At 66.9% G+C, this 26960-nt stretch carries 26 protein-coding genes; 17 read left to right on the top strand and 9 right to left on the bottom strand.

Features of this window, described 5'->3' with window-relative positions:
* Positions 1-29 precede the first annotated feature (29 nt).
* A complete protein-coding gene (locus QPK29_RS30000) occupies positions 30-1736 on the top strand; it encodes a M1 family metallopeptidase (protein WP_371772030.1) in 1707 nt (568 codons plus the stop codon).
* Here the strand turns inward: QPK29_RS30000 and QPK29_RS29995 are convergent.
* On the bottom strand, positions 1728-4487 hold the full coding sequence (locus tag QPK29_RS29995; RefSeq protein ID WP_371772031.1) for a M16 family metallopeptidase: 2760 nt from the start codon (positions 4485-4487) through the stop codon (positions 1728-1730). The genes QPK29_RS30000 and QPK29_RS29995 overlap by 9 nt on opposite strands.
* Before the next feature lie 157 nt (positions 4488-4644).
* Between QPK29_RS29995 and QPK29_RS29990 the strand changes: the two genes are divergently transcribed.
* The 9 genes from QPK29_RS29990 (at position 4645) to QPK29_RS29950 (ending at position 10710) form a co-directional block, all read left to right on the top strand.
* A complete protein-coding gene (locus QPK29_RS29990) occupies positions 4645-5208 on the top strand; it encodes a DUF882 domain-containing protein (protein ID WP_056126832.1) in 564 nt (187 codons plus the stop codon).
* A gap of 2 nt (positions 5209-5210) precedes the next feature.
* On the top strand, positions 5211-6014 hold the full coding sequence (locus QPK29_RS29985) for a hypothetical protein (RefSeq protein WP_371772032.1): 804 nt from the start codon (positions 5211-5213) through the stop codon (positions 6012-6014).
* On the top strand, positions 6011-6319 hold the full coding sequence (locus QPK29_RS29980; protein WP_371772033.1) for a hypothetical protein: 309 nt from the start codon (positions 6011-6013) through the stop codon (positions 6317-6319). Before QPK29_RS29985 ends, QPK29_RS29980 begins: the two co-directional genes overlap by 4 nt.
* 30 nt (positions 6320-6349) lie before the next feature.
* Positions 6350-6730, top strand: a complete 381-nt coding sequence (locus QPK29_RS29975; RefSeq protein ID WP_371772034.1) for a nuclear transport factor 2 family protein — start codon at positions 6350-6352, stop codon at positions 6728-6730.
* Positions 6731-6772: 42 nt separating this feature from the next.
* A complete protein-coding gene (locus QPK29_RS29970) occupies positions 6773-8074 on the top strand; it encodes a M20/M25/M40 family metallo-hydrolase (protein WP_400189886.1) in 1302 nt (433 codons plus the stop codon).
* A gap of 55 nt (positions 8075-8129) precedes the next feature.
* Positions 8130-8573, top strand: coding sequence for a thioesterase family protein (locus QPK29_RS29965; RefSeq protein WP_036237916.1), 444 nt, complete (start codon positions 8130-8132; stop codon positions 8571-8573).
* 64 nt (positions 8574-8637) lie between these two features.
* On the top strand, positions 8638-9213 hold the full coding sequence (locus tag QPK29_RS29960) for an RNA polymerase sigma factor (protein ID WP_371772036.1): 576 nt from the start codon (positions 8638-8640) through the stop codon (positions 9211-9213).
* A 13-nt stretch (positions 9214-9226) separates the two neighbouring features.
* Complete coding sequence (locus QPK29_RS29955) at positions 9227-9709, top strand: hypothetical protein (RefSeq protein ID WP_056126826.1); 483 nt, start codon at positions 9227-9229, stop codon at positions 9707-9709.
* Between the two features lie 14 nt (positions 9710-9723).
* The gene (locus QPK29_RS29950) at positions 9724-10710 is read left to right on the top strand and encodes a hypothetical protein (protein ID WP_082579122.1); all 987 of its coding nucleotides are present in this window, start codon (positions 9724-9726) and stop codon (positions 10708-10710) included.
* A 7-nt stretch (positions 10711-10717) separates the two neighbouring features.
* Here the strand turns inward: QPK29_RS29950 and QPK29_RS29945 are convergent, their stop codons facing one another.
* Positions 10718-11215, bottom strand: a complete 498-nt coding sequence (locus tag QPK29_RS29945) for a DUF3016 domain-containing protein (RefSeq protein WP_229412269.1) — start codon at positions 11213-11215, stop codon at positions 10718-10720.
* A 182-nt stretch (positions 11216-11397) separates the two neighbouring features.
* Between QPK29_RS29945 and QPK29_RS29940 the strand changes: the two genes are divergently transcribed.
* The 3 genes from QPK29_RS29940 to QPK29_RS29930 all read left to right on the top strand — a co-directional run bounded on the left by QPK29_RS29940 (position 11398) and on the right by QPK29_RS29930 (position 16080).
* Complete coding sequence (locus QPK29_RS29940; RefSeq protein ID WP_371772037.1) at positions 11398-12135, top strand: DNA-formamidopyrimidine glycosylase family protein; 738 nt, start codon at positions 11398-11400, stop codon at positions 12133-12135.
* 147 nt (positions 12136-12282) lie between these two features.
* Positions 12283-13788 carry an HD domain-containing phosphohydrolase gene (locus QPK29_RS29935; protein WP_371772038.1) on the top strand — a complete coding sequence of 502 codons (1506 nt, stop codon included), beginning with the start codon at positions 12283-12285 and terminating at the stop codon, positions 13786-13788.
* 87 nt (positions 13789-13875) lie between these two features.
* Positions 13876-16080 carry a hybrid sensor histidine kinase/response regulator gene (locus QPK29_RS29930; RefSeq protein ID WP_056330094.1) on the top strand — a complete coding sequence of 735 codons (2205 nt, stop codon included), beginning with the start codon at positions 13876-13878 and terminating at the stop codon, positions 16078-16080.
* A 4-nt stretch (positions 16081-16084) separates the two neighbouring features.
* Here QPK29_RS29930 and QPK29_RS29925 read toward each other — a convergent pair whose 3' ends face one another.
* Positions 16085-16417: a hypothetical protein gene (locus QPK29_RS29925; protein WP_056126820.1), complete on the bottom strand. Its 333-nt coding sequence runs from the start codon at positions 16415-16417 to the stop codon at positions 16085-16087.
* Positions 16418-16629: 212 nt separating this feature from the next.
* Between QPK29_RS29925 and QPK29_RS29920 the strand changes: the two genes are divergently transcribed.
* The gene (locus QPK29_RS29920) at positions 16630-17022 is read left to right on the top strand and encodes a PPC domain-containing DNA-binding protein (RefSeq protein WP_056126851.1); all 393 of its coding nucleotides are present in this window, start codon (positions 16630-16632) and stop codon (positions 17020-17022) included.
* 72 nt (positions 17023-17094) lie between these two features.
* The gene (locus QPK29_RS29915; RefSeq protein ID WP_371772039.1) at positions 17095-18903 is read left to right on the top strand and encodes an ABC transporter ATP-binding protein/permease; all 1809 of its coding nucleotides are present in this window, start codon (positions 17095-17097) and stop codon (positions 18901-18903) included.
* A 3-nt stretch (positions 18904-18906) separates the two neighbouring features.
* Here the strand turns inward: QPK29_RS29915 and QPK29_RS29910 are convergent, their stop codons facing one another.
* Positions 18907-20307, bottom strand: coding sequence for an aminotransferase-like domain-containing protein (locus tag QPK29_RS29910; RefSeq protein WP_200949007.1), 1401 nt, complete (start codon positions 20305-20307; stop codon positions 18907-18909).
* A 71-nt stretch (positions 20308-20378) separates the two neighbouring features.
* Between QPK29_RS29910 and QPK29_RS29905 the strand changes: the two genes are divergently transcribed.
* Positions 20379-20615 (top strand): hypothetical protein, encoded by a 237-nt coding sequence (locus QPK29_RS29905; protein ID WP_371772040.1) that lies wholly within the window; start codon positions 20379-20381, stop codon positions 20613-20615.
* Positions 20616-20672: 57 nt separating this feature from the next.
* Complete coding sequence (locus tag QPK29_RS29900; RefSeq protein ID WP_371772041.1) at positions 20673-21785, top strand: DegT/DnrJ/EryC1/StrS family aminotransferase; 1113 nt, start codon at positions 20673-20675, stop codon at positions 21783-21785.
* Here the strand turns inward: QPK29_RS29900 and QPK29_RS29895 are convergent, their stop codons facing one another.
* The 5 genes from QPK29_RS29895 to glcE form a co-directional block, all read right to left on the bottom strand.
* Positions 21786-23741 (bottom strand): GAF domain-containing sensor histidine kinase, encoded by a 1956-nt coding sequence (locus tag QPK29_RS29895; RefSeq protein WP_056126818.1) that lies wholly within the window; start codon positions 23739-23741, stop codon positions 21786-21788. It lies immediately after the preceding gene.
* 86 nt (positions 23742-23827) lie between these two features.
* A complete protein-coding gene (locus QPK29_RS29890) occupies positions 23828-24319 on the bottom strand; it encodes a hypothetical protein (RefSeq protein ID WP_056126817.1) in 492 nt (163 codons plus the stop codon).
* Positions 24320-24406: 87 nt separating this feature from the next.
* The gene (locus QPK29_RS29885) at positions 24407-24586 is read right to left on the bottom strand and encodes a hypothetical protein (protein ID WP_056126816.1); all 180 of its coding nucleotides are present in this window, start codon (positions 24584-24586) and stop codon (positions 24407-24409) included.
* Positions 24587-24671: 85 nt separating this feature from the next.
* A complete protein-coding gene (glcF, locus tag QPK29_RS29880) occupies positions 24672-25898 on the bottom strand; it encodes a glycolate oxidase subunit GlcF (RefSeq protein WP_371772042.1) in 1227 nt (408 codons plus the stop codon).
* A gap of 2 nt (positions 25899-25900) precedes the next feature.
* A complete protein-coding gene (gene glcE / locus QPK29_RS29875) occupies positions 25901-26959 on the bottom strand; it encodes a glycolate oxidase subunit GlcE (protein WP_371772043.1) in 1059 nt (352 codons plus the stop codon).
* Position 26960 lies beyond the last annotated feature (1 nt).

The raw sequence follows: 26960 nt of genomic DNA, 5'->3' as shown, positions 1-26960 counted from the left end.
GGTTTCCGCTGTGCTAAATTCCCTGCATCATGCAAAGAACCGCCATCGCCGCCTTGTGCGCCCTGCTGGCCGGCTGCGCCGGCCAGCCCGCCCTCACCGACTACACCGTCAACTCGGGCGCGCAGCGTAGTAGCGCGCAGCAGGCGCTGTCGTTCGACCATGCCGACCTGAGCCTGCGCATCGACCCGGACAGCCGCAGCCTGCGCGGCGACGCGACGCTCACGTTCAGCGCCGGCGCGCCGCTGGACAGCATCGAACTCGACCTGGACCGCAACCTGCCCATCGACACCATCACGGTCGACGGCCAGCCGCTCGCGGCCGACCGGTGGCGCAATCCGGACGGCAAGCTGACGATCGCGCTGCCGCAGCGGCTGGAACCAGGCCGCCAGGTCAGGGTGCGCGTGACGTACCACGGCGAACCGCACGTGGCCAAGCGCGCGCCTTGGGACGGCGGCTTCGTGTGGGCGCGCACGCCGGACGGCAAGCCGTGGGTCGCGAGCGCCGTCGAAGGCGAAGGCTGCGACCTGTTCTGGCCGTGCATCGACCATCCGATGGGCAAGCCGAAGGTCGTCGACGAACACATCACCGTGCCCGCGCCGCTCGTGGCCGCGGGCAATGGCGTAGCCATGGGCATGACGGAAGCGAACGGCTGGCGCACGTGGCACTGGCGCGCAAAGTACCCGAGCACCTACGGCATCGCCATCAACGTGGGGCCGTACGAGGTGCTGTCCGGCGAGTACCGCAGCCGCTACGGCAATACGATCCCGCTGCGGTTCTGGTACCTGCCGCAGAATAAGGCGCATGCGCAAGACCTGTTCTCGGAATTCCCGAAGATGCTGGATTTCTTCGAATCGACGATCGGTCCCTACCCGTTCGCCGACGAGAAAATGGGTGTCGTCGAAACGCCGCACAAGGGCATGGAACACCAGACCATCAATGCCTACGGCAACAAATACGTCAAGACGCCGTACGGCTACGACGACCTGCTGCAGCACGAATTCGCCCACGAATGGTTCGGCAACCAGCTCACGAATGCCGACTGGGACGACATGTGGCTGCACGAGGGCCTCGGCTCCTACATGCAACCGCTGTACATGCAATACCTGCACGGCGACCAGGAATATTTCGCTGCGCTGATGCAGCAACGCGCGGGCATCCGCAACAAGGCGCCGCTCGTGTCCGGCAAGCACAAGCGCGAGGAAGACGTCTACGACCTCAAGCGCGGCGGTCCCGGCGGCGACATCTATTCGAAAGGCTCGCTCGTGCTGCACACCTTGCGCGGCCTGATCGGCGACGACGCCTTCTTCCGCGCCGTGCGCGAACTCGTGTACGGCACACCCGACCCACGTCCCGGCAATTTCTCGCCGCGCTATGCGACGACGCCGGACTTCATCGCCATCGTCCAGCGCGCGAGCGGACGCGACCTCGGCTGGTTCTTCCAGGCCTATATGTACCAGGCCGGGCTGCCCGAACTCGTGGCCACGCGCCACGGCGACACGCTCGACCTCGCGTGGAAGACGACCGCACCTACCCCGTTCCCGATGCCGCTCGACGTGCGCGTGGACGGGCGCATCGTCACCCTGCCGATGGCGGATGGACGCGGCAGCATCGCGCTGCCGCCGTACGCGACCGTCACGCTCGATCCACATTCGAAGATCCTGCGGCGCGAGAAGCGCTTCGAGGTGTTCCAGCGCTACCAGGAACGCACGCAGAAGCAGGCGAAACCGCTAGGGTAATGCCTTGCCGTCGACGTCGATCCGGCGTACTTGTCCCAGGTTCAGCGCGCGGATCGGCGCCTCGATCTTGCCCATGTCGCCGACGACGATCCACACGGGCTGCCGCGGCAGCACCACGCGCCCAGCCAGCGCGTTCAGCTGCGCGGGCGTGACGGCCAGCGCCGTCGCCGTGTACGTGTTGTAGTAATCCTCGGGCAGGCCGTATTGCAGGATCGTCGCGTAGGCATTGCTGAGCTGGCTGACCGTCTCGAACGAACCGGGCAGGCCCAGCGTCTCGTCTGCCTGCGCATCCTGCAGTTCGCGCGGCGTGACGGGGCGGGCGCTGCCCAGCTCGGCGTATTGGCGCGCCAGCTCGCGCAGCGCGTCGGCCGTTTTATCGGTCTGGACCGGTGAATCGCTGACCAGGATGCGCTGCCCGCGCGCCGCGACGAGCGACGAGCCGACGCCATACGACCAGTGTTTATCTTCCCGCAAATCCATGTTCAGGCGCGAACTGAACGTGCCGCCGAACACATCGTTGAGCAGGTTCAGCGCGACGGCATCCGGCGTATTGCGCGGCGGCGCCAGCTGGGCGCCGACGATGTCGCTCTGCAGCGCGCCCGGACGGTCGATCAGGTAGATCGTCGTGCCGGCCGGCTGGTCGACCCTGGCGATGTCGTGCGCAGGCAAGGCGCCGGCCTGCCATGCGCCGAACGCGCGCTCCAGCAGGGGTGTCAGTTCGGCCAGGGTCGTGTCGCCGACGACGAGCAGGGTCGCGTTGTTCGGCTTGAACCACGTGGCGTGATAGCCCTCGAGATCGCCGCGTGTCATGCGCGCCACCGCGGCTTCCGTGCCGGTGCCCGTCAGCGGCAGGGAATACGGATGGCCGGGGCCGTACAGCAGCGGCGGCAGCACGCGCAAGGCCATCAGGCGCGGCACCGTCTGCTCGCGCTGGATCGCGGCCAGCCGCGTCTTGCGCACGCGCTCGAAATCGGCCTGCGGAAAGGCCGGACGCAGCGCGAGGTCGGCGTACAGCCCCAGCGCCTGCGCCAGGGTCGGCTTGAGCACGTTCATGTTGACGAACGCGCCGTCCAGGTTGATCGATGTGCCGAACGATGCGCCCAGCGCTTCCAGTTCGCGGCTGATCTGCAGCGCGCTGCGCGACGTCGTCCCCTCTTCCAGCATGCGCAAGGTGAGGCTCGCGAGGCCCGGCAGCGCCTGCGAATCGGATGCGAAGCCGCCACCCAGCATCAGCGACAGGTTGATCACCGGCGCGCCGTGGCGCTCGGCCAGCACGACGTTCATGCCATTGGACAGCGTCGTCTTCTGCATGGGCGGCAGGGTCAAGGTTTCCGGATGGCCGGCCGGCGGGCCCTTGCTCCGGTCCACCGTGGACGCCCCCGCCGCGAGCCCGGCCGGGAATGGATCGACCTCCAGCACGTAGTCGCCGTCGGCCAGCCAGTCGAGCATCGCCTTGCGGACCGCCGCCGGCGTCGCGTCCTTGATGCGCTGCAGGTACAGTTTGTAGCAGTCCGGATTGCCCGTGTACGTGGCGCAGCGCGCCAGCACGTCGCTCTTGCCGCCGAAGCCGCCCACGCGCTCGACGGCACGCGCGTGCTGCGCGAGGATCGTCGTCTGCGCAAGCCGCAGTTCGGCGGCCGTCGGGCCGGATTTCATCAGCGCGCGCAATTCCTCGTCGGCCAATGTTTCCATGCGCGCGACGTCGGCCGCAGGCGCCCCCGGCTTCGCGGTCAGGTTGATGCCGAACTGGCCGGCGATTTCGTTCGAATCGTTGCCGGTGCCGACCGACGTCGCCAACTGTTCCTTGACGACGAGGCGCTGGTACAACCGCGACGTCTTGCCGCCGCCCAGCACCTGCGCGGCGAGGTCGAGCAGCGGTTCCTCCGGCGTATCGGCGCCGGGCACGTTCCACAGGCGGTAGATGCGGGCCTGCGGCACGCGGTCCTGGACCTGGCCCCGGTGCGTGCCGCTGCGCTTCGCGATCCACGCTTGCTGGTGGGCCTGCGGCGGGCCGGGCGGAATGTCGCCGTAGTATTTTTCGACCTTCTCGCGGGCCTGCTGCGGCGTGATGTCGCCGGCCAGCACGAGCACGACGTTGTTCGGGCCGTAATGACCCTTGAACCAGTCGGTGACGTCCGTCATCGATGCGGCGTCGAGGTCGGCCATCGCCCCGATCACGGTCCACGAATACGGGTGGTTGGCCGGCCATGTGTTCTCCGTGACGACCTGCTCGACGATGCCGTACGGCTGGTTCTCGCGCTGCCGTTTCTCGTTCTGGACGACGCCGCGCTGCAGGTCGAGCTTCTTCTGGTCGAGCACGTTCAACAGGTGTCCCATGCGGTCGCTCTCGGCGAACAGCGCATAGTCGAGCATCGAGGTCGGCACGGTCTCGAAGTAATTCGTGCGGTCCTTGTTCGTCGTGCCGTTCAGGTCGGTGGCGCCGATGCCTTCCAGTGCCGACAGGAACGTCTTATTAAAATTGGCGCTACCGGAAAACATCAGGTGCTCGAACAGGTGCGCGAAGCCCGTCTTGCCGGGCCTTTCGTTCTTCGAGCCCACGTGATACCACGTGTTGACGGCCACGACGGGCGATTTGTGGTCTTCGTGAACGATCACCGTCAGTCCGTTCTTCAGGACAAATTTCGAGTACGGAATATCGGGGATCGGAATATCGATACCGGCGTCGCGTGCGGGTGCGGGCGCGGCCAGTACAAGCATCAGTACCAACGACGAAACGAGGGCGAAGCGCATGCGGGTCTCCTGATGGGATGGACTGCCGCGCCCATTCTAAGCCAGGAAATGTTGCAGGGCTTGTCGTCCTGGACTGACAAGCAGTCCGGACACGGTCCGCTGCAAGAATCATGCGTGGGGCGTATCATTGAGGCTGGCAATCAGCAAGGAGAAGCTCATGAATCAGCGACGCTCTTTCCTCAAAAGTTCCGCCGTCCTCGCATCGGTACTCGGTGCCCCCGCCATCCGGACCAGCGCCAAGACCCTGCCGGATGCGCCCGTCTCCCCTGTGGCGCCGAACGAGCGCATCGTGCGCCTGTACAACACGCACACGGGCGAAAGCCTGCGCACCATTTTCTGGGCCGAGGGCGAGTTCATCCCCGAGGCGATGCAGGACATCAATAAACTGCTGCGCGACCACCGCAACAACAAGATCTCGGCCATCGATCCGAAACTGCTCGTCTTGCTGGACCGCATCAGCGCCCAGTACGGCAACCACCCGACCGTACACGTGATCTCGGGTTATCGCTCGCCGGAAACGAACGAGATGCTGCACGAAAAGACGGGCGGCGTGGCGAAGCACAGCCTGCACATGGAAGGCAAGGCGATCGACGTGCGCATTCCCGGCCAGGACCTGGCCAAGCTGCACAAGATCGCGATGGCGCAAAAGGCGGGCGGGGTCGGCTATTACCCCGACTCGCAGTTCGTGCACATGGACGTCGGCCGCGTGCGGTACTGGTGACCATGCGCCGGGCCGTCGCGCGGATGGTGCCGTTGCTGCTGGGTGCGCTGTGGGGCACGGCCCCGGCGCAGACGGCACCGGCGGATCAAGGTATCCAGACCGTCACGGTCACGTACACGCGCGACCCGGTCGACAAGTCGTATCGAAAAATGATCCGCGGCATGGAGCGGTTCCAGCGCGAGCATGCGCTGGCGCCGCAGGCCACGTTGCGCTTCCGCCTGCTGCCCCGTTCGCCGACCGTGGACATGCACGGCATCACGCTGCGCGTCATCGGCGACCACATCGCGGTGCCCGTCCCGGTCGCGCCCGACAACAGTTTTACGCTGCCGCGCAATGAACATGCGTTGCAGGAAGACGCGGCCGTCGTCGCCAACCGCAAGACGACGAGCATGACATGGCGCGCGCAAGTCATGACACCGGGCCTGCCGCCCGGCACGCGCCGGCTGGGCGACTTGCGCCTGGAGTGTCTCGTCGGCATGGAAGCCGGGCTCGTGTCGAACAGCTCGCCCCTGTTCGGCTGGATCTCGAACGCCCTCACGCGTCCCGAACAGGTATGCAACAGCCCCGACGGCAATTTCCTCTTTTTCAACGAGCGTCCCGTGTTCGCCGTGACGCTGCGCGCGGGCGAGCGCACGGAAATCCTGCCGTTCCGTTTCCTGTACGCGGGCGGCGACCAGACGCGCGACATGCTGCCGTTCTGCGACTGCCAGGTGCTGCTCGACCGCACGTACTATGCGCCGATCTGGGACCGCAGCTGGCCGGACGACACGCTCGTCAGCTTCGAGACCATGGAGGATGCGCCATGACACTGCGCCTCGTGCTGGCGGCCATCTTGTTGTCCGGCTGCGCCACGCGCGCGCCGGAACCCGGCACGAGCGTGCCCGAGTCCCGCTTCGACCAGCTCGTCGTCCCCGGCCGCACGACGCGTGCCGAGCTGCTGGCCGCGTTCGGGCCCACGAAGACGGTCGTCTTCGATTCCGGCATGGAGACGTGGTTGTACACCGCCCCGGCGGCCGGCGGGCACATGGAACTGGTGCTGCTGCTGGGCCGTGACGGCGTCGTGCGCAAGATGCGCAAGCGGCCGCCCTACCCGACCGACCCGAAACCCTGAAGCGGATTCCATGGCAGAATCCTCCCTGCCATGCATACCTTGCCCACCTCCCCCGAAGCCGTCGTCCAGCGCCAGCTCGACGCCTACAACGCCCGCGACCTCGACGCGCTGCTCGCCACCTATGCCCCGGACGCCCGCCAGTACGCGCTGCCGGCCACCCTGCTCGCGACAGGCCACGCGGAGATGCGCCCGCGCTTCGCCACCCGCTTCGACGAACCGGACCTGCACGCGCACCTGTTGCAACGCGCCGTAATGGGCAACATCGTCATCGACCACGAAGTCGTCGGCCACACGTTCCCGGAAGGCCCGGGCAAGGTCGACCTCGTGGCGATCTACGAAGTGGTCGACGGCCTGATCCATTCACAGACCGAGCAGGTCAGCAACCAGCGTCTGGACGCGCAAGCGGCCTGAATCGGTGTACAGTTGAGCACCATTGTTTTGAGAAAGATGACGATGCGCAGGATCACCGGGGCGCTGCTGGCGCTGACAGCACTGGCGTACTTACAAACGGCGCGGGCCGACGGGCTCGACCCGACCGAGCAAAAAATCGTCGCGGAGATCAAGGCGCATGCGCCGCAAGCGCTCGCCCTGCTCGAGCAGAGCGTCCTCATCAACAGCGGCACGATGAATACCCGCGGCGTGCGCGACGTGGGCGCCCTGTTCCGCAAGCAGTTCGACGCCCTCGGCTTTACCACGCGCTGGATCGAGCTGCCGCCCGGGATGCGCCGCGCCGGCCACCTCGTCGCCACGCGCGACGGCAACCGCGGCAAGCGCCTGCTGCTGCTCGGTCACCTCGACACCGTGTTCGAGCCCGGTTCCGACGTGCCCATGTGGAAGCGCGACGGCGACAAGGTCCGCGGCCAGGGCGTGTCCGACATGAAAGGCGGCGACGTGATCGTCATCGAAGCCTTGCGCGCGCTGCACCGCGTGGGCGCCCTCGACGGCACGCGCATCGCCGTCATGTTCACGGGCGACGAGGAAGAAGCGGGGAATCCGAAGAGCGTGTCGCGCGGCGACATGGTGGAGCTCGCCAAGCGCAGCGACGTCGCCCTCAGCTTCGAGGGCAGCATCCCCGACAAGAATGGCCAGGCGACCGCCACCGTGGGCCGGCGCGCGACGGCCACGTGGGAGCTGGAAGTCAAGGCGCGCCAGGGCCATTCGATGGCCGTGTTCGGCGCCAACGGCTATGGCGCCGTGTACGAGACGGCGCGCATCCTGGACGCCTTCCGCCAGCAGGTCATCGAGCCGGGCCTCACGTTCAATCCGGGCGTGATCCTGGGCGGCACCGAGGTCGCGTTCGACGAGGCCACCTCGCGCGGCACCGCATTCGGCAAGACCAACGTGATTGCCAACACGGCCACCGTGAAGGCCGACCTGCGCTACCTGGACTACCCGCAACGCGACCGCGCGCAAGCACGCATGCGGGACATCGTCGCGCAGAACCTGCCCGGCACCAGCGCCACCATCGCGTTCCACGATTCCTATCCGCCGATGGCCGTGACACCCGGCAACCTGAAAGTGCTGGACCTGTATTCGCGCGCCAGCCAGGATGCCGGGCTTGGGACGATCGCCCCCTTGCCGGCGGAAGCGCGCGGCGCGGGCGACATCCAGTTCGTGGCGCCGCTCCTCGACAGCCTCGACGGCCTCGGCGCGAGCGGCAACGGCGCCCACTCGCCGAACGAAGACCTGGACGTGGGCTCGATCGAACGGGGTGCCGTGCGCGCGGCATTGCTGATCTATCGTTTGACGCGTTGACGCTCGTCGAATTTCTTCAACCGGACACGCTACCCGAATCGGGTAATATGCACACATGGCACGACTGATACTCACCTTCCCCGAAGACCAGTACTACTACACGACCTTGCTGACGGTGCGCGTCACCGACATCAATGCCGGCAACCACCTGGGCAACGACTCGATGATCTCGATGATCTCCGAGGCACGGGCCCGCTTCCTGTTCGAATACGGCGTCTCGGAAACGGAGGGCGACGGCACGGGCATCATCGTGACGGACCTCGCGACGACCTACCGCGCCGAAGCGCATGCGCGCGACCAGCTGCTGTTCGAAGTGGGCGTCATGGACTTCAACAAGTATGGCGGCGACATCATCTTCCGGGTCACCCGTCCCAAGGACAAGACCCTCGTCGCGATGGCCAAGCAGGGCTTCGTTTTCTTCAACTACAAGACGAGCCAGGTCGTCGCCATGCCGGAAGACTTCCGCGGCAAGTTCGACCGGGTGAACTGGATCGACTGAACGCGCGCGAAATAGCTGGAACTTTCTCCCCCTCCCGCTGGAATATGGGTAAAGACAATGACCCATGACCACACCAACCACTGACACCGACCTGCTGCGCCAGACGCGCAGCGGCGCCGCCGACGCCTTCGCGGCCTTGTACCGGCGCCACCAGGGTCCGCTGTACCGCTTCGCGCTGCTGCGCTGCGGCTCGGCGGACACGGCCGCCGACGTGGTCCAGGAAACGTTCATGGGCCTGCTGACGGATCGGTTCCGCTTCGATCCGCTGCGCGGACAGTTGCAGCACTTCCTGTTCGGCGTGGCGCGCAACCTGATCCTGAAAAACGAGACGGCACACCAGCGCCACGTGGTGCTGGACGGCGGCGACGACGGCGACGACGAGCTGCCGGACGACGCGGCCTGTCCGCTGGCGCGCCTGCTGGACAACGAGGCCGCCGAGGAAGTGCGGCGCGCGCTGGCGCTGCTGGCCCCGCACTACCGCGACGCCGTCATCCTGTACGAGATGCACGACCTGTCGTACGCCGAGATCGCCGACATCTGCCAGGTCGACATCGGCACCGTGCGTTCGCGCCTGTCGCGCGGCCGGGCGGCGCTCGCGAAGCGCCTGGCCGGCTGGCGCGCCACGGCCGGCGCAGCATGAAAGGATAGTCATCATGGACATTCGAAACACGACCGACCGCGATCCCCTGTTCGACGCCCTGCGCGCCGAGGTGGGCCGGCTGGACGCCCCGCGCGGCGTCGAGAAGGAATTGCTGCAGGCGTTCGCGAAGCTGCACCCGCCGAAGCGCCGCTGGTATCACAGGCTGGCCGTGCGTCCCGCCGCGCTGGCCGGGGGCGTCGTGGCAGGGGCGCTCGTGCTGGCGTTCGCCGTGCGGGCGCCGCACCCGGTCGAGGACGGCCGCGCCGGCGCGCTCGTCGCGCTCGACGGCAACGGCGTGTTCATCGCACTGGATTCGGCCGAGCGCATCGCCGCGGAACCGGCGCCGCGCATGGTCGCCACCGATGTGCCGCGCACGAGCCTGGCCGCGCTGGGCGTGCCGCTGACGCCCGAAAACGCGGGCGATTCCGTCCGGGCCGAGATGCTCGTCGCGGCCGACGGCCAGCCGCTTGCCCTGCGCCTGAGTGCCATTCAATAACGAAAGAGGATGCCATGACTACCAAACATGTTGTGATCGCCGCCCTGCTGGCCGGCCTGTTCGCCCCGGCGCTGGCCGAGGATACCCAGGGCCGCGCGTCCGACGGCGCCATGACGTTCCACTTCGATAGCATGAACGTCGACGCGCGCACCGGCGCCGCCGTGATGCGCTCGAACATCGTCAAGACCGCGCCCTACAGTGCGCAGATGGTGACGGAGTTCGCGCAGGCGCTGGCCGACGGCAACCAGATCGCCACGCGCCGCACCACCATGACGTACCGCGACAGCGCCGGCCGCACCCGCCAGGAAATCCGCGACGACAAGGGCGACGTCGTCACCGTCACGATCAACGATCCGGTGAGCGGCACGAACCTGATCCTGCACCCGCAGAACCGCACGGCCGTCAGGATCAATCCGGGAGCAACGGCGCGCGCCGCGGCCGATGCGGCGCGGGCGAAAGTCGACCAGATGCGCAAGGACGGCACGCTGCCCGCCGGCAGCCAGGACATCATCGTCAAGCGCGTGCAAGGGATCGACGACGCCGAACGGCAACGCATCCAGCGCGACGTGCGCATCCAGGTGTCGCGGGCGCTGGCGGAGAACGGCACGGCGCTGCGCGACATGCAGATGCAGGTGGCGCCGCTGATGAACGGCGCGTTCGCCGACGTCAAATGGTCGACGAAGGCGGCGACGAAGGACCTGGGCACGCGCGATTTCGGCGGCATCAAGGCCGAGGGCAAGCTGCGCAGCTACGAGATCCCGGCCGGCGCGATCGGCAACCGCAATGCGATCGTCGTCGCGGACGAGACGTGGACGGCGCCCGACCTGCAGGTGACGGTCTACACGAAACACAGCGACCCGCGCAGCGGCGACGTCGTGTTCCGGCTCGAGAACATCAAGCGCGAGGAACCCGCGCCGGCGCTCTTCACCGTGCCGGCCGATTACACGGTGCGCGAAGCGGGCGGCCGCTGGCGCGACAGGATCGGCCGCCCCGACAAGTGACAGTGAATCAGCGCCGTTTCTTCTGGATCGGCGCGATGGTCTTGTCGAACCAGTCGTCGATCATCTGCTTCTCGTAGCGATACGGCTCCGAATCAAAGTAGTGGCTGAACGTCTGCTGGTAATTCATGTCCTGCAGCTGCGACTGGCCGCTCTTGATCACCTGGCCGTTCTGCTCGATCGCATAGTTCAGCTCCATGCGCGGCCAGTCCGCGCGGCCGGTCATCACGCGCAGGTCGCGGCCCAGCCGGGTACTCGGAATGAGGCGGCCGGCCGGGTCGAAATCCGTGATTTCGATGCGCAGGTCCTCGCCCGGCGGCAGGTTCGCGCCCAGCTTCACGAAGTGGTCGGTGATCTGGTCCAGCATCTCCTTGCGTTCCCAGCCCGGGAACGGCAGGTCGTGGAAATTCTCGGGGTGCACCCACGTGACGTTGACCGCGGCGGACGCACTGCCCGCTGCCAGCGCCAGCAGGCCCGCCAGGGCCATCGTTTTCATGAACGCTTTCATGATGTTCTTCCTTTCGTCGTCATCCAATACAACCGTTTATACCTCATTCTTATACGCCGGTTTCCATGCCGGGTCCGTTATCGATTCGTCTTAGTTTGTATCGAAATGTTAGTCCGCGCACAGGTGTCCCGGGCTCTTGCACAGCACAATCCCGAACGGGACAACGCAAGCGAGGAAGCATCATGCCGGAAGGCCCGTCGCTGGTCATCTTGAAAGAGCAGACGGCCCTGTTCGTGGGCCAGGAAATCGTGCGTGCCGAGGGCAATACCTGGGCCATCGACACGACGCGCCTCATCGGCCAGCCCGTCGTCGCGCTGCGCACGTGGGGCAAGCATTTCCTCATCCAGATGCCGACGATGGTCGTGCGCATCCATTTTCTCCTGTTCGGCACATACCGCGTGAACGAGCGGCGCGACAAGCCGCCGCGCCTGTCGCTCGGCTTCGCGGACGGCGGCGAGCTCAACTTCTACGCCTGCTCGGTCAAGGAGATCGACTGCGACATCGACGCGTACTACGACTGGGCCGCGGACGTCATGTCGGATGCATGGGATCCGGCGTTGGCGCGCAAGAAGCTCCGTGCAGCGCCGGACACGCTCGCCTGTGACGCCCTGCTCGACCAGGACATCTTCGCCGGCGTCGGCAATATCATCAAGAACGAGGTGCTGTTCCGCATCCGGATCGATCCGCGGTCCAGGGTCGGCGCGCTGCCGCCGGCCAAGCTGCGCGCCCTCGTGCACGAAGCGCGCCAGTACAGCTTCGACTTCCTCGAGTGGAAAAAAGCGTTCACGCTCAAGAAACACTGGCTCGCGCACAACCAGAAAACCTGCCCCCGCTGCCATATCCCCTTCCACAAAGCGAACCTGGGCAAGACGAACCGCCGCAGCTTCTGGTGCGAGCGCTGCCAAAAGCTGCATGAATAAGGCGGAAACGACAGGGAAACGACACGTTGCGACATTGTGACTTTTTGCAGTGCGTCATTAATATTTCTTGTTGTTAATGGTCACTGCTCATACTACAATTATTTCGGACCGTGCTGCCTTACCTCAAAAACCTCGTGAGATCGTCAAATGTCCTTCCTGTCATCCGCCGCGCCGAAGCTAGCACCATGGAAAGTACTGCTCGTCGACGACGAACCGGACATCCATGACATCACCAAGCTGACGCTCTCCCGCTTCCGCCTCGACGGCCGCAGCCTGTCGTTCCTGCACGCCTACAGCGGCGCCGAGGCCAAGGCCATCCTGGCGCGCGAGAAGGACATCGCGCTGGTGTTCCTCGACGTCGTCATGGAGCGCGAGGATAGCGGCCTGGAAGTGGCGCGCTGGATGCGCCAGGAGCTGGACAACCAGTTCACCCGCATCGTGCTGCGCACGGGCCAGCCGGGCCAGGCGCCCGAGGAACGCGTGATCGTCGACTACGACATCAACGACTACAAGGAAAAGACGGAGCTCGACCGCACCAAGCTGTTCACGACGACGTTCGCCGCCCTGCGCGCCTACCGCGACATCATGAAGGTGGAAGACGCCCGCCGCGTCCAGCAGAATTACCGCGAAGGCCTGGAGCGCGTGATCTCCGCGTCCACGCATCTGTTCAGGCAGCGCAATTTGAAAGATTTCGCCAGCGGCCTGCTGCAACAGGTCGTCGCCCTGCTGCGCCTGGAGCAGAGCATGCTGCTGCGCGTGGCCGGCGCCAGCGTGATCACGGGCGAGAGCCAGTACGAGATCCTCGCGCGCATCGGAGACGTCGGCGACCAGGACATCGGCCCGGAACTGATCGCCCAGCTGGACGAGGCACGCCACAACCGCATCTCCAAGCTGCACGGCGACACCTATGTCGGCTACTTCCCGAACAGCAGCGGCAAGGCGTCCCTGCTTGTGCTCAAGGGCGTGGAAGAAATCGACGAGATCGATGTTCAATTGCTCGACGTCTTTTGCTCGGGCGTCGCCATCGCCTTCGACAACATCCTGCTGAACCAGGAAATCACCGATACCCAGGCCGAGCTGATCCTGCGCCTGGGCGACGTCGTCGAATCGCGTTCGAACGAAGCCGGCAACCACGTACGCCGCATGGCCCAGGTGTGTCACCTGCTGGCCCAGGAATCGGGCATGTCCGACGACGAGACGGCGGTGCTGATGCATGCGGCGCCGATGCACGACGTGGGCAAGATCGCGACGCCGGACGCCGTGCTGCTCAAGCCGGGGCGCCTAACGCCCGAGGAATGGGACATCATGAAGCAGCACCCGACGATCGGCCTGCAGATCCTCGACGGCTCGCAGCGCCCGATCCTGAAGGCGGCCGCCGTGATCGCCCACCAGCACCACGAGAAATGGGACGGCAGCGGTTATCCGCAGGGACTGAAGGGCGAGGACATCCACCCGTATGCCCGCATCGTGGCCGTGGCCGACGTGTTCGATGCCCTCACGCACGAGCGCGTGTACAAGAAGGCGTGGCCGATCGACCAGGTGCGCGACTACCTGCGCGACGTGGCGGGCCAGCACCTCGATCCGCACTACGTCGACATCCTCATCAAGAACCTCGACAAGGCCGCCGAGATCAACGCGCGCTGGCCGGACTGAAATCGATGTCATCGCTGGGACAATCCCGGCGGAGTCAGGTAGTATGCAGAGCTTCGAGGCAATACTGTCCCGACTGCCATCCGGCCCATGCGTATCCGAACCCGACTGCTGCTCCTGATCCTGGCCATTCTGGTCCCTGCCCTCCTCGCGGCGGTACTGGCCGTCTGGTATGTCTATCAGGAAGAGCGGCGCGCCCAGGAAACGAGCGTCAAGGAAGCCGTGCGCGCCTTCACCCTCCTCGTCGACAACGAACTGGAGATCAGGGAAGGCATCCTGCGCACGCTGGCGAATTCCCCCGCGCTGGCCCGCGGCGATCTCGACACCTTCTATCACCACGCCCATTCGGTGGCGCCGCGCGGCGAGACGGCGATCCTGCTGCTCGACCGGGACGGCCGCCAGCTGCTCAACACGCGGGTCGCGCCGGGCGCGCCGCTGCCGCCCGGCCGCGCGTCGAACCTCGACGCGCTGATGCAACGGGACGGCGCCGACCGCACCCTCGTCTCCGACCTGTTCGTCTCCTCGCTCAGCCAGCGCCATGCGGTCGCCATCCAGGTGCCGGTGCACGTGGACGGCACCTTGCGCTACTTCCTCGCCATGAGCATGAACGCCGCCCAGCTGCAGGCGCTGCTGGGTGAACAGCGCTTCCCGCCCGACTGGCAGGCCGCCATCGTCGACCGCACCGGCCGGCTGATCGCGCGCTCGATCGACCCGGACCAGTACCGGGGCCGCTCGGTCAGCGACGTGGCGCTGGCCCAGTTCGCCGCCCACCGCGAAGGCGTGTTCTCGAACAGGAACCTGGCCGGCATTCCCGTGCAGGCCTTCTTCAGCACCGTGCCCTCGTCGAACTGGAAAGTCCTCGTCAGCATTCCGACGGAAGACCTGCGCCGCGTGCCGCTGCATGCGGCGGCCTTCCTGGCGGCCATCATGGCCGTCATGCTCGTGCTGGCATCGGTGGCCGCGCGCTGGTTCGCGCGCCGCGCCGCCATCCCGATCGAATACCTGGGCCGCAGCGCCGCGGACCTGGGCGCCGGCCGCGAAGTGCACTACCGGCCGCAGGGCATCGTCGAGATCGACGCCGTGGCGCAGCGCATGGCCGACGCGAGCCGCCAGATCCTGACCGCGCAAGCCGTCCTGGAGCAGCGCGTGGCCGAAGCCGTGGCGGCCAGCGAGCGCGCCCAGAGCGCCCTCGTGCGCGGCCAGAAGCTGGAAGCCCTCGGCCGCCTCACGGGCGGCATCGCGCACGAATTCAACAACCTGCTGCAGACGCTGACGACCGCGCTGCAGCTCGCGTCCCTGACGGCGAACCAGCCCAAGGTGCTGAGCCTGATCGACACGTGCAAGCGCACCGTCAGCCGCGCCACCGCGCTGACCACCCGCCTGGGGTCGTTCGGCCGCGTGCAGGATGCGCGTTTGCTGACGGTCGACCCGGGCGAGCAGGTGCGCGGCTCCGTCCAGCTGCTGCGCGGCGTGCTGCGCCAGGGCACGCGCATGGAAGTGCATTGCGGGGACGACCTGTGGCCCGTCACCGTCGACCCCGTGCAATTCGACCTGGCCCTGTTGAACCTGGCGATCAATGCGCGCGACGCCATGCCGGACGGCGGCCGGCTCGCCGTCGACGTGCGCAACTGCATCCTCGAACCGACCATGGAACGCACGGGCGGCGACTACGTGTGCGTGAGCGTGACGGACACGGGCATCGGCATGCCGCCCGACGTGCAGGCGCGCGCGCTCGACCCGTTCTTCACGACGAAACCGCCGGGCCAGGGCTCCGGCCTCGGGCTGCCCCAGGCCTACGCATTCGCCACGCAGTCGCGCGGCTGGCTGACCCTGGCGAGCACGGTCGGCGCCGGCACCACCATCGAGATCTACCTGCCGCGCTCGCTGCAACCGCTGTCGGCCACGGCGGCGCGCACCGACGGCCAGGCGCCGGGGCACGGCAGCGGGCGCGTGCTGTTCGTCGAAGACGATCCGTTCGTGCGCGAAGCGGTCGTGCGCGGCCTGGAAGACTGCGGCTTCGACGTGATGGTGGCGGCGGACGGCGACAAGGCGCTCGCCATGCTCGACGCCGGCCTCGACGCCGACGTCGTGTTTTCCGACATCGTCATGCCCGGCAAGGTCAGCGGCATCGACCTGGCCGGCATCCTGCACGAGCGCCGTCCCGGCCTGCCGGTCGTCCTCGCCACGGGCTACACCGACCAGCGCGCCGTCATCCCGGGCGTGCAGGTCCTCGCCAAACCCTACGAGATCGACCAGCTGGTCGAATTGCTGGCCAACCTCTCCGGCAACCGCTGAACCTTTACAGCGTCAGCGTGACGTGCTCGCCGGCCACGGCGACCGTGCACCTGGTCGCGCCCGCCGTACGGCCCGGTGCCGTGCTGCAGTCGGCGCTGACCTGCTTGCCCTGCCAGGTGCCGTCGAACTTGCCGTCGCCGTGCAACAGCGACACGTGGTCGTCGATGACCTTGTCGCCGTTGACGAAGATGCGCACGCCGGAGCAGTCGATCAGCGCGCCCTGGATATCCAGCTTGCCGTCGCGGCTCGTGTAGTGATTTCCGGTTACCGGCGATAGCGCCGCGCAGCCGGACATTGTGACGGCCAGCACGGCCGCGATCATGAACTTGGTTGACATCTTTGTGTAATCTCCGCTTATCTGCGCGGTTCTCTTCAGGAAACCTTGAAATCATAACCGTATTTACTGAGAAATTAATATTCAAAAATTGCAATAAGCATTCTTTTTTTTGCAATGCAAACCGGATGTTTCCACTCGTATTGCAATTTCCATATGGAAACTATTGGTTGCAGCCAGGCTGGCGTAGAATGGACCGCATCAAGGAGACCACCATGCAGACTCTGCCCCTACGGATCGGCGCCGGCCAGGACCTGCGCGCCGTGCTCGACGCCCTCGTGGCGGAACACCATGTGGACGCCGCGTTCGTCCTGCAAGGCATCGGCAGCCTGTCGGTCGCCCGGTTGCGCTTCGCGGGCCGGCCGGAATTCACGGAACTGCGCGGCGACCTGGAAATCCTCACGCTGGGCGGATCGTTGTCGCCGGACGGCCCGCACCTGCACGCGAGCGTGGCCGACGACGGCGGCCGCGTCATCGGCGGCCACCTCGGCCCCGGCTGCATCGTGCGCACGACGGCCGAGGTGCTGGTGGCGCTGCTGCCGCGCCACCGCTTCCGCCGCGAATTCGATCCGGCCACGGGGTTCGACGAGTTGTTCGTGAAGGCCTAATGTCCGTTTCCGCACTGAACGATCCGGTGCGTGGCCGTAGTCTGGCGGTAAATACTTCCGCAGAGACCGATCATGACCACGCACGTTCCGGACGAAGGTCCGACCCAGCCCAAGCCCGCCCCCCTGTCGCTCGCCGCGTGGAAGCACTTCGTCAACGTCGCCAGGCCCTACTGGCTGGGCGATGAGAAAGGCAGGGCCTGGACCCTGCTGCTGCTGTTGATCGTGCTGATGCTGGTCGATACCAAGCTCGCGGTCATGCTGAACAACCAGACCGGAGAATTGACGTCGGCACTGGCGGGCAAGGAGGCCGACCGCTTCTGGACCGCGGTGCGCGCCTGCCTGTTCATCCTCGCGTTCGCGGTGCCGACCTACGCCTTTTATTACTACATGCGCGACGTGTTCGCGAACCAGTGGCGGCGCTGGCTCACCGGCCGCTTCCTCGACGGCTATCTGCAGGACCGCAAATACTACGCACTGGGCGCCGGCAACGAGATCGACAATCCGGACCAGCGCATCAGCGAGGACATCAACACGTTCACGGGCCGGTCGATCAATTTCCTGCTGATCTTCCTCGGCTCGCTCATGCAACTGGTCGCGTTCTGCACCGTGCTGTGGTCGATCTCGCACCTGCTCGTCGCCGTACTCGTGGCCTATGCGGTGATGGGCAATATCGTCGCCCTGTACTTCTTCGGCAGTCCGCTGATCCAGCTGAATTTCTGGCAGCTGCGGCGCGAGGCCGACTTCCGCTTCAGCCTGATGCGCCTGCGCGAAAACGCCGAGTCGATCGCGTTCTACCGGGGCGAAGCGCAGGAGCGCACGCACATCGACAGCCGCTTCGACAAGGTCATCCGCAACTTTGCGCGGCTGATCAGGAAACAGCGCGCGCTGAATTTCTTCCAGCGCACATTCAGCCAGCTCACCGTCGTGCTGCCCTACGTGCTGCTGGCCGGCGGCGTGCTGTCGGGCGAACTGGAAGTGGGCGCCGCGACGCGCGCCGCCGGCGCCTTTACGGCCGTGCTCGGCGCGGTGGGCGTCATCGTCGACAACTTCGAGAGCCTCAGCCGTTTCGTGGCGGGCATCGGCCGCCTGCAAGCCCTGTCCAACCTCGTGCTGCCCGGTGCGCAGCCTGCCGCCGACGATCGACAGCCGCGCATCGCGATGCGGCCCGGCACGCACTTCGCGCTGGAAGCCGTGACCTTGCATCCGCCGCAATCGGACCGCGTCCTCATCAAGGAACTGAGCCTCGTGTTGAAGCCCGGCGACGCGCTGTTGATCACCGGCGCCAGCGGCTGCGGCAAGAGCTCGCTGCTGCGCGCGATCGCGGGGCTGTGGCGCACGGGCAGCGGCACGATCCAGCATCCGCCGCTGGAAGACGTGTTCTTCCTGCCGCAGCAGCCGTATCTGCAGCCCGGCACCCTGCGCAGCCAGCTCATCTATCCCAGCGTGCACCGCGACCTGGGCGACGAGCAGCTGCTCGACATCCTGCAACAGGTGCACCTGCCCGCACTGGCAGACCGCGTGGGCGGCCTGGACGCCGTGCACGACTGGGGCAAGCTGCTGTCGGTCGGCGAGCAGCAGCGTCTCGCCTTCGGCCGCGTGCTGGTGCACGCGCCGCGGATCGTCATCCTGGACGAGGCGACAAGCGCGCTCGACAGCGCCAATGAAACCGCGCTGTACGCGCGCCTGCGCGCCAGCGGCGCGACCCTCGTGAGCATCGCCCACCGCGAAGCCGTGCTGCGTCACCACACGCACGTGCTGAAGCTGGTGGGCGACGGGACGTGGGAAGTCAGCGAAGCCGGCGGATTCGAGTTCGACAAACCCGTGGCCGACACCGGGCCGGCGCCGGTGCGGCCGGCGGCCGTCGCGACGTTCGCCGGCTAGACGTCACACCACGGCAGCGCCGAACGGCTCGGGCCGCCGCGCAAGCAGGTGAGAGAGCCGTTGAAGCCCCGCCTGCAAGCGTCCGCGGTCCTTGATGCTGCCCAGGGAGATCCGGATGGCATTCGCGGACCCGCCGCCGGTCGCGAACGCCTCCGCCGGCGTGACGGCGATGCCCTCGCGGTCGGCCGCGCGCGCTAGCTGCGAGGCGGTCCAGTACGCCGGCAACTCGAGCCAGACATGCAGGCCGTCCCCGGCCCCGCTGTACCGCCCCGCCAGGATATCCCGGGCCATCCGGTGGCGCAGGCGCGCCTCGTTGCGGACGCCTTCCATCAACCGGTCCGCCGAACCGTCGAGGATCCACTGCGTGGCCAGCGCGGCCGTCAGCGGCGCGACCATCAGCGCGAATGACCTGAGCGCGGCCAGGAACCGTTCGCGTACATGCGGGTCGCGTACGAGCACGAAGGCGACCCGCAAGCCGGGCGTCAGGCATTTCGACAGGGTCGAGATGTAGACCACCTGGTCCGGGGCAAACGTGGCTACGGGCGGCGGCGGGGCCGCGGCAAGGCGCCAGTAGGGATCGTCCTCGACGATGCTTGCCTGGCAGCGCTGCGCGATCCCGGCGAGCGCCTTGCGCCGGCGTTCCGGCATGGTGACGGCGGTCGGGTTCTGCAAGGTCGGATTGAGGTACACCAGCCCGGGCTTGTGCCGGCGGCACGCTTCCTCGAGCATCTCCGGGACCATCCCGTGCCTGTCCGCTTCCACCGCAATGACCTGCCGGCCGAACTGGGTGGCCGCGGCCAGCAGGCCGGGATACGTCGTCGGCTCCGCCAGGATGACATCGCCGGGCGCCGTCAGCGCAAGGATCAGCGCGGCGATCGCGGCTTGCGCACCCGGACAGACGACGACCTGGCGTGCATCCGGCTGGCCGAACATCGGTGCGAGCCACGCGGCGCCGGCCTTGCGGTCGGAGTCGCTGCCCCCGCCCAGGTGGTAATTCATCAGCGCTGCGTTATCGGACCGCATCAGCACTTGCGACAGACCCTGTTTCAACATGTCGTCGAAGTCCACGCCGTCCGGCGGCGGCGGGGTGTTCATGCTCAGGTCGAGGATCGCCGTCAATTCGACTTTCGGCGCCGCGACATACGTGCCGCGGGCGCCGCGGCCCTCCAGCAGGTTGCGGCGCCTGGCTTCGTCGTAGGCGCGCGTGACCGTCGTCAGGTCGACGTCCAGCTGTGCCGCCAGCCGGCGCTGCGGAGGCAGCCGGTCGCCCGGTTTCAGCGATCCGTCCGCCACCGCCGCCTGCAACGCCTCCGCAATCTGCAGGAAACGCGGCCCGCCATGCACGGACAGGCGCGGCAACCAGATGGGAAAATCGTCATCTTGTATGGATTTCAACTGGGACATTTTGTCTCGATGTATGGAGATTGCTTTTGCGTAGTATGTGGGTATTCGACGATGGTTCAAACACAAAAATCATGGAATGGATCCCTGTAGTCTTCGTTGTATTCAAGTTTCTCGTGCTAGCCACGGGGATGTTCTTCGCCATCAAGTGGCATTACGACCAGGGAAAGAAGGGAAAAGCCCAGGAGAGTCGCGCGGTGCTGCGCACGAGCGCCAAGGTGGCCGTACTCTTCGTGGTGATCCTCGTGGGCCTGGGGATCGTTACCTTCGCCCTTGCCAGGGTGCTCGGCCTGGACCTGGGCTACCCATGACGGTGCTCCGCCGCGCAGACTAGAATATCCGTCCGACAACGCACCCGAAGGACGCCCATGGCCCTGCTGAACTTTTCCCAACCGGCGCTCGACGACGCCACCCTCGCCGCCGTGACCGACACGATGAAGAGCGGCTGGATCGCCAGCGGCCCGCGCGTCCTGGCGTTCGAGCGCGCGCTGTCCGGGACCTTTGACGGCCGTCCGACGCGCACGCTGACGTCGGCCACGGGGGCGATGGAACTGGCGCTGCTGGCGTGCGGCGTCAAGCCCGGCGACGAGGTGATCACGTCCACGCAAAGCTTCTTCTCGACGATGAACATGATCGTCAAGGTCGGCGCCCGGCCCGTGTTCGTCGACTGCGACCTGGTCACGCGCGCGATCGACCTCGACCGGGTGGCAGCCGCCATCACGCCGCGCACCAAGGCGATCGTGCCCACGCACTTCCCCGGCGCCCTGGGCGACATGGACGCGCTGTACGCGCTGGCGCGGCGCCACGGCCTGCGGGTGATCGAGGATGCGGCGCTCGTGCAGGGCTCGACGTGGAAGGGCCAGCCCATCGGCAGCTTCGGCGACATCGCCACGTTCTCGTTCCACCCGAATAAAAACATGACGACGATCGAGGGCGGCGCCATCGTCGTGCCCGACGACGCGACGGCCAAGCGCATCGAGGTGCTGCGCTTCCACGGCATCGAGCGCCTGGCGGACGACACGCGCGACGTCGCGGTCGCGAGCGGCAAGTACAACATGTCGGACGTGTCGGCCGCGATCGGCCTCGCCCAGCTCGCGCAACTGCCCGCCTTCCTGGCGCAGCGCCAGCGCCTGGCCGAGCGCTATTTCGACGTGTTCCCGGCCATCGACGGCGCCGTGCTGCCGCCGCGCGGCGTGCCGGGCCAGAGCTGGAACATGTTCTGCGTGCTGCTGCCGTACGAAGCGCTCGGGACGACGCGGCAACGCTTTCGCGCCGCGCTGCGCGAACGGGAGATCGCGACGGGGCTGTCGTACGAACCGTCGCACCTGACGACGCTCGGCCGCAGCCTCGGCTGGCGCGAGGGCCAGTTCCCGAACGCGGAACGGATCGGCCGGGAGACCGTCACGATCCCCCTGCACTGCGGGATGAACGAAGCGGACGTGGACCGCGTGTGCGCGGCGATCGCCGATATCCTCGGCTAGTCAGGCCAGCTTCAACTCGGGCCGAGAAGTCTTGCGCGGAAAGCGCAAGTGGTAGCGCAGGCCCTGCCCCGGGCTGCTCTCCACGCGCAGCGAGCCTTGCAGCACATTCGTCGCGAGGTTGTACAGGATGTGGCCACCGAGGCCGCTGCCGCCGCTGCCGCGCTTCGTCGTGAAGAACGGGTCGAACAGCTTGGCCAGCGTCTCCGCATCCATGCCCACGCCGTCGTCGGCGTAGTCGAACACGACGTGGTCGCCGTCGAGCGCCGCGTGGAGCGTGATGTGGCCGGGCTGGTCGCGCTCGAAGCCGTGCATCAGCGAGTTGACGACCATGTTGGTGACGATCTGCGACACCGCGCCCGGAAAACTCTCCAGCATCAGGTCTTTCGGGCAGTCGACCGCGACTTCCAGCGGCCGGCCCTTCAGCTTCGGCTGCAGCGACAGCAGCACCTCGTTCAAATACGTGCCGAAATTGAACGTGCGGACGTCGTCCGAAGACTGGTCCACCGCGACCTGCTTGAAACTGCGCACGAGCGCCGCGGCGCGCTGCGTGTTGGTGGTCATGATGCGCAGGGACTGGTCGACGATGTCGAAGAACGCCTCCAGGCTGTCCTGGGTCATCTCCCCCGCCGCCAGTTCCTCGCGCGTGAGCTTGAGTTCCTGCACGAGGTGGCTCGTGGCCGTCACGCAGATGCCCAGCGGCGTGTTGATCTCGTGCGCGACGCCGGCCACCATCTGGCCCAGCGACGCGAGCTTTTCCTTGCGCACCAGTTCCGTCTGCGCTTCCTGCAACTGGTGCAGCGCCTGTTCGAGCGCGGCGTTCTGCTGTTCCAGGCGTTCCTTGGCCTTGCGGATGGCGCGGTCGGCCTGCATGCGCGCGATCGCCACCGCCACGTGGCTGGAGATGAAGGCCATCAGGTCCAGGTCCGCCTTCGTGTAGACGATGGTCGGGTCATAGCTCTGCACGACCAGCACGCCGTACGCCTTGTCGTTGACGAGCATCGGCGCGCCGATCCAGCTCGCGATGTCCGTGTTCCCCAGCGGGTGCTTCACCTTGCCCGCCGCGTGCAGGCGCGCGAAGCTGCCGGCGTCGTGGAGCTGCGCCTGCTTGGTCTGCAGCACGTACGACACCATGCCCATCCCGAACGGGAAGCGCTGCTGCGGCGGCGCGTCGTCCTTTTCGTCGGCAAAATACGGGATGCTGATCTCGCCCGTGTCCGGATGCGTGAGCGCGATGATGAAGTTCTTCGCCATCATCAGTTCGCCGATGATGGCGTGCAGACTGGCCGCCAGCACGTCGGTCTCGATGGCGGAGGCCGACAGGTCCGCGATCTGGTACAGCGCATGCTGCACCTGTTCCGCGCGGCGGCGCTCGGCCACCTCGCGCGCCAGCGCGCGCGTGCGCTCCTGCACGGCGCGCTCGAGGCGGTCCATGCTCTGCAGGCCCTGCAGCGCGTTCGACACGTGGTTGGCGATCAATGCGAACAGCGCCTGGTCTTCCTCGCTGTACGTGTACTCGGGCAGGTAGCTCTGGATGACGATGGCGCCCACGACCTCGTGCTGCTGGTCGAGCAGCGGGCAACCCATCCAGTGCTCGGCGATGCTGCCCGTGCCCCAGACGCCGCCATTCTCGCGCGCCCGCATTTCTTCGCCCGTCACCACGAGCGGTTGCTTGTTGAGCATGACCCAGGCCGTCGGCGATTCGTCGGGCGACGCGAGCGTCACGCGCTCGTCGGGGCCCGGCCCCGCGTCGCGCGAGTCGACGAAATAGACGAACCGGACCGTGTCGTCTTCCCGCTCGGCCAACGTGACGTAGAAGTTCTCCGCATACATGATGCGGCCCAGCGCGCGGTGCACGGCGCCGATGAACTCGGTGACGTCGGTACAGCTGGCGGACAGGTGCCCGATGCCCAGCAGCATGGCCTGGACCGTTTCCAGGCGGGCGAGGCGGTCTTCCATCGATTCCCCTTATCGAACAAAAAGTTACGCTCGGGAAATCTTATCAGTTCAGGCCGTCTCTGCGGGGGTTGTGTCGCGAAAATGCCTTACCGGGGCGCGCGAAACTCGTTCTCGACCCAGGTGGACGCGGACGACGGCGACAACTTGAAATCGGGACGCACGCGCACCTGCGCCACGCGCTCGCCCATCTCGTCGAACGCGCTCAGCAGCGCATACGGGTTGTCCTCGTCCGGGACGATGTCCAGGGTCACCTTCAGTTCCCCGTCGGCGGTCGAGACGACGGTGCTCTTGTGCAATTGCGCGTGCAACTGCTGCTCGTGGCGGCGGATCACTTCGGACGCCGTCTTGACGAGCGTGTGGAACGCCGGCGTATCGAGCGGCTTCGGGTTTTTCTTGTCGCGGCCCATGGTCCAGGGGCCGACGAGGGCAGGCTCGGATTCACCGTCCTTGTACATGGCCACGGCCCAGCCGTCGTCGTCTTCGTTCTTGATGACGCGTGCGGTCCAGCCGTTGCCCTGCCACAGACGGGGCTCCTGCACGGGAGCATCATCGTCGTGGTCTGGGATGTCGTCGTTCATTCTTGCTTTCTCGGTCGTGCGGGCATGCGCCCAGAAGCAAGATCATAGGCGTTCACGGCGCACTGGACAAGCGTCGCTTCCGTACCGCTAGATGATGCGCAGGTCGGGGCCGCGGGGCGGCACGATGGGTGGGCCGGGCGGCGTGTTGCGCGGGTCGATCGCCGGCGATGGGATCTGGCTCTTGAATGGGTTGATGATGATCGGTGGAATCGCCGGCGGTGCCGATGGCGGGTTCTTGTGGCCGGCGGCGTACTGGATACACTGCATGGAATGCCTCCTGCAAACAGAGCAGGCTGTCAGTATAGACCTCGAGTCCAGCATTGCAAGGCTTGATTTCCGGCCACTTTTTTCCTTACTGCAGCGCGCGATCGAGCAGTTCGACCCAGTGCTCCACCGGCACGTCCGTCCCCGACTGCAGGTGCGTGATGCAACCGATGTTGGCGGACACGATGCGTTCCGGTGCCGTCGCTTCCAGCCGCGCCAGCTTGTCGTCGCGCAGGCGCAGCGACACCTCCTTGTGCAGCACCGAATACGTGCCGGCCGAGCCGCAGCACAGGTGACTGTCCGCGCACAGCCGCACGTCGACGCCGGCCGCGCGCAGCAGGTCCTCGACCTTGCCGCGGATCTTCTGGCCGTGCTGCAGCGTGCACGGCGGGTGATACGCAACGCGCTCTCCGGTCTCCCGTTTGCGCAGCTTCGCCCGCAACCTGGCCTCGAACTCGGGCAGCACTTCGCTGACGTCCTTCGCCGCGGCCGAGACGCGCGCCGCCTTCGCCGCGTAGGCCGGGTCGTCGGCCAGCGCATGACCGTATTCCTTGATCATCGCGCCGCAGCCGGACGCGTTGATCAGGATAGTCGTTATCCCCTGCTCCAGGTACGGCCACCATGCGTCGATATTGCGGCGCATGTCGGCGCGGCCGCCGTCCGCATCGTTCATGTGCCAGCGGATGGCGCCGCAGCAGCCGGCCCGGTTGGCCGCGACGATCTGCACGCCGACGGCATCGAACACGCGCGCCGTCGCCGCATTGATGTTCGGCGACATCGCCGGCTGCACGCAGCCTTCGAGAAACAGCATCTTGTGCGCGTGCTCGGTGCGCGGCCACACGCCCGCGCTTTGCCGCGCCGGCACCTTGTCCTTCAATGCCTGCGGCAGCAGCGGCCGCACCGCCTGCCCCGCCTTCAGCGCCGGCGTGAACAGCCAGCGGCGCGGCAGGGTCTCCTTCAGCAGCATGCGCAGCATGCGCTGGCGTGCGGGCCGCGCGACCTGCTGTTCGACGACGCGCCGGCCGATGTCGGCCAGCCGTCCGTACTGCACGCCGGACGGACAGGTCGATTCGCAGTTGCGGCACGTGAGGCAGTGGTCCAGGTGGGCCTGGGTCTTATCGGTGGCGGGCCGGCCTTCGAGCACCTGCTTGATCAGGTAGATGCGGCCGCGCGGGCCTTCCAGCTCATCGCCGGACAGTTGATAGGTCGGGCACGTGGCGGTACAGAAGCCGCAATGCACGCATTTGCGCAGGATCGCGTCGGCCTCGTCGCCGTCGCGCGTGCCCCGGATGAAATCGGCGAGATTGGTTTGCACGGCTATAAATCCTTGTACATGCGGCCGCGGTTGAACACCCCGGCCGGGTCGAACACATTCTTGAGTTGGCGGTGGATCGCGAGGACGGCGGGCGCCAGCGGCTGGAACACCCCCGCTTGACGGTCGCCGCCACGGAACAGCGTCGCGTGGCCGCCGGCCTGGTCCGCGGCCGCGCGCACGGTGGCCGCATCGGCATCCGTCCGGAGCCAGCGCTGCGCGCCGCCCCATTCGATCAATTGGGTACCCGGCAGCGCCAGCGGTGGCGCAACCGTCGGCAGGGACAGGCGCCACAGGCTGCCGGCGTCCGCGAAGAACGCGCCGTCATGCTCGCGCAGCGCGCGCCACCAGCCGTCGGCATCGTCCAGCAGCTCGCCACCGATGCGCTTGCGCGCCGCATCGACGGCCGACCGCGCGCCCGACAGGCGCACCGCCAGCACGCCGTCGTGCCAGCTGGAGGCCGAGACGGGCAACGGCTGGCCGCCCCATGCGTTCAGCCGGCGCAGCGCCTCGTCCTCGTTCATGTGCAGCCGCACCGTGCATTCGGCGACGGGCTGCGGCAGCACCTTCAGCGACACCTCGGCGATCAGGCCGAACACGCCCAGCGATCCGGCCAGCAGGCGCGACACGTCGTAGCCCGCCACGTTCTTCATCACCTTGCCGCCGAAGTGCAGCGTCTCTCCCTTCCCGTCCACCAGCACGGCCCCGAGCACGAAATCGCGCACGGCGCCGGCGGCCTGGCGGCGCGGGCCGGACAACCCGGCGGCCACGGTGCCGCCGATCGTCGCGCCAGGACCGAAGTGCGGCGGCTCGAACGCGAGCATCTGGCCGTGCTGCGCCAGGTGCGCCTCGATCTCGGCCAGCGGCGTGCCGCAACGGGCCGTGATCACGAGTTCGGTCGGCTCGTAGTCGGTGATGCCGCGATACGGCGTCGTATCGAGCACCGTGCCCTGCACGTCCTGCCCGTACCAGTCCTTGCTGCCACCGCCGCGGATGCGCAGCGGGGACCTGGTGGCGGTGGCATGACCGATCCGGTCGGCGAAGTCTTGTAAGGTCGTATCCATC

It is taken from the genome of Massilia orientalis (assembly GCF_030411975.2).
In the GTDB taxonomy this organism is placed as follows: Bacteria; Pseudomonadota; Gammaproteobacteria; order Burkholderiales; family Burkholderiaceae_D; genus Telluria; species Telluria orientalis.
Note: the sequence above shows the minus strand (reverse complement) of the source record. Positions and strands in the feature narration are given on the sequence as shown.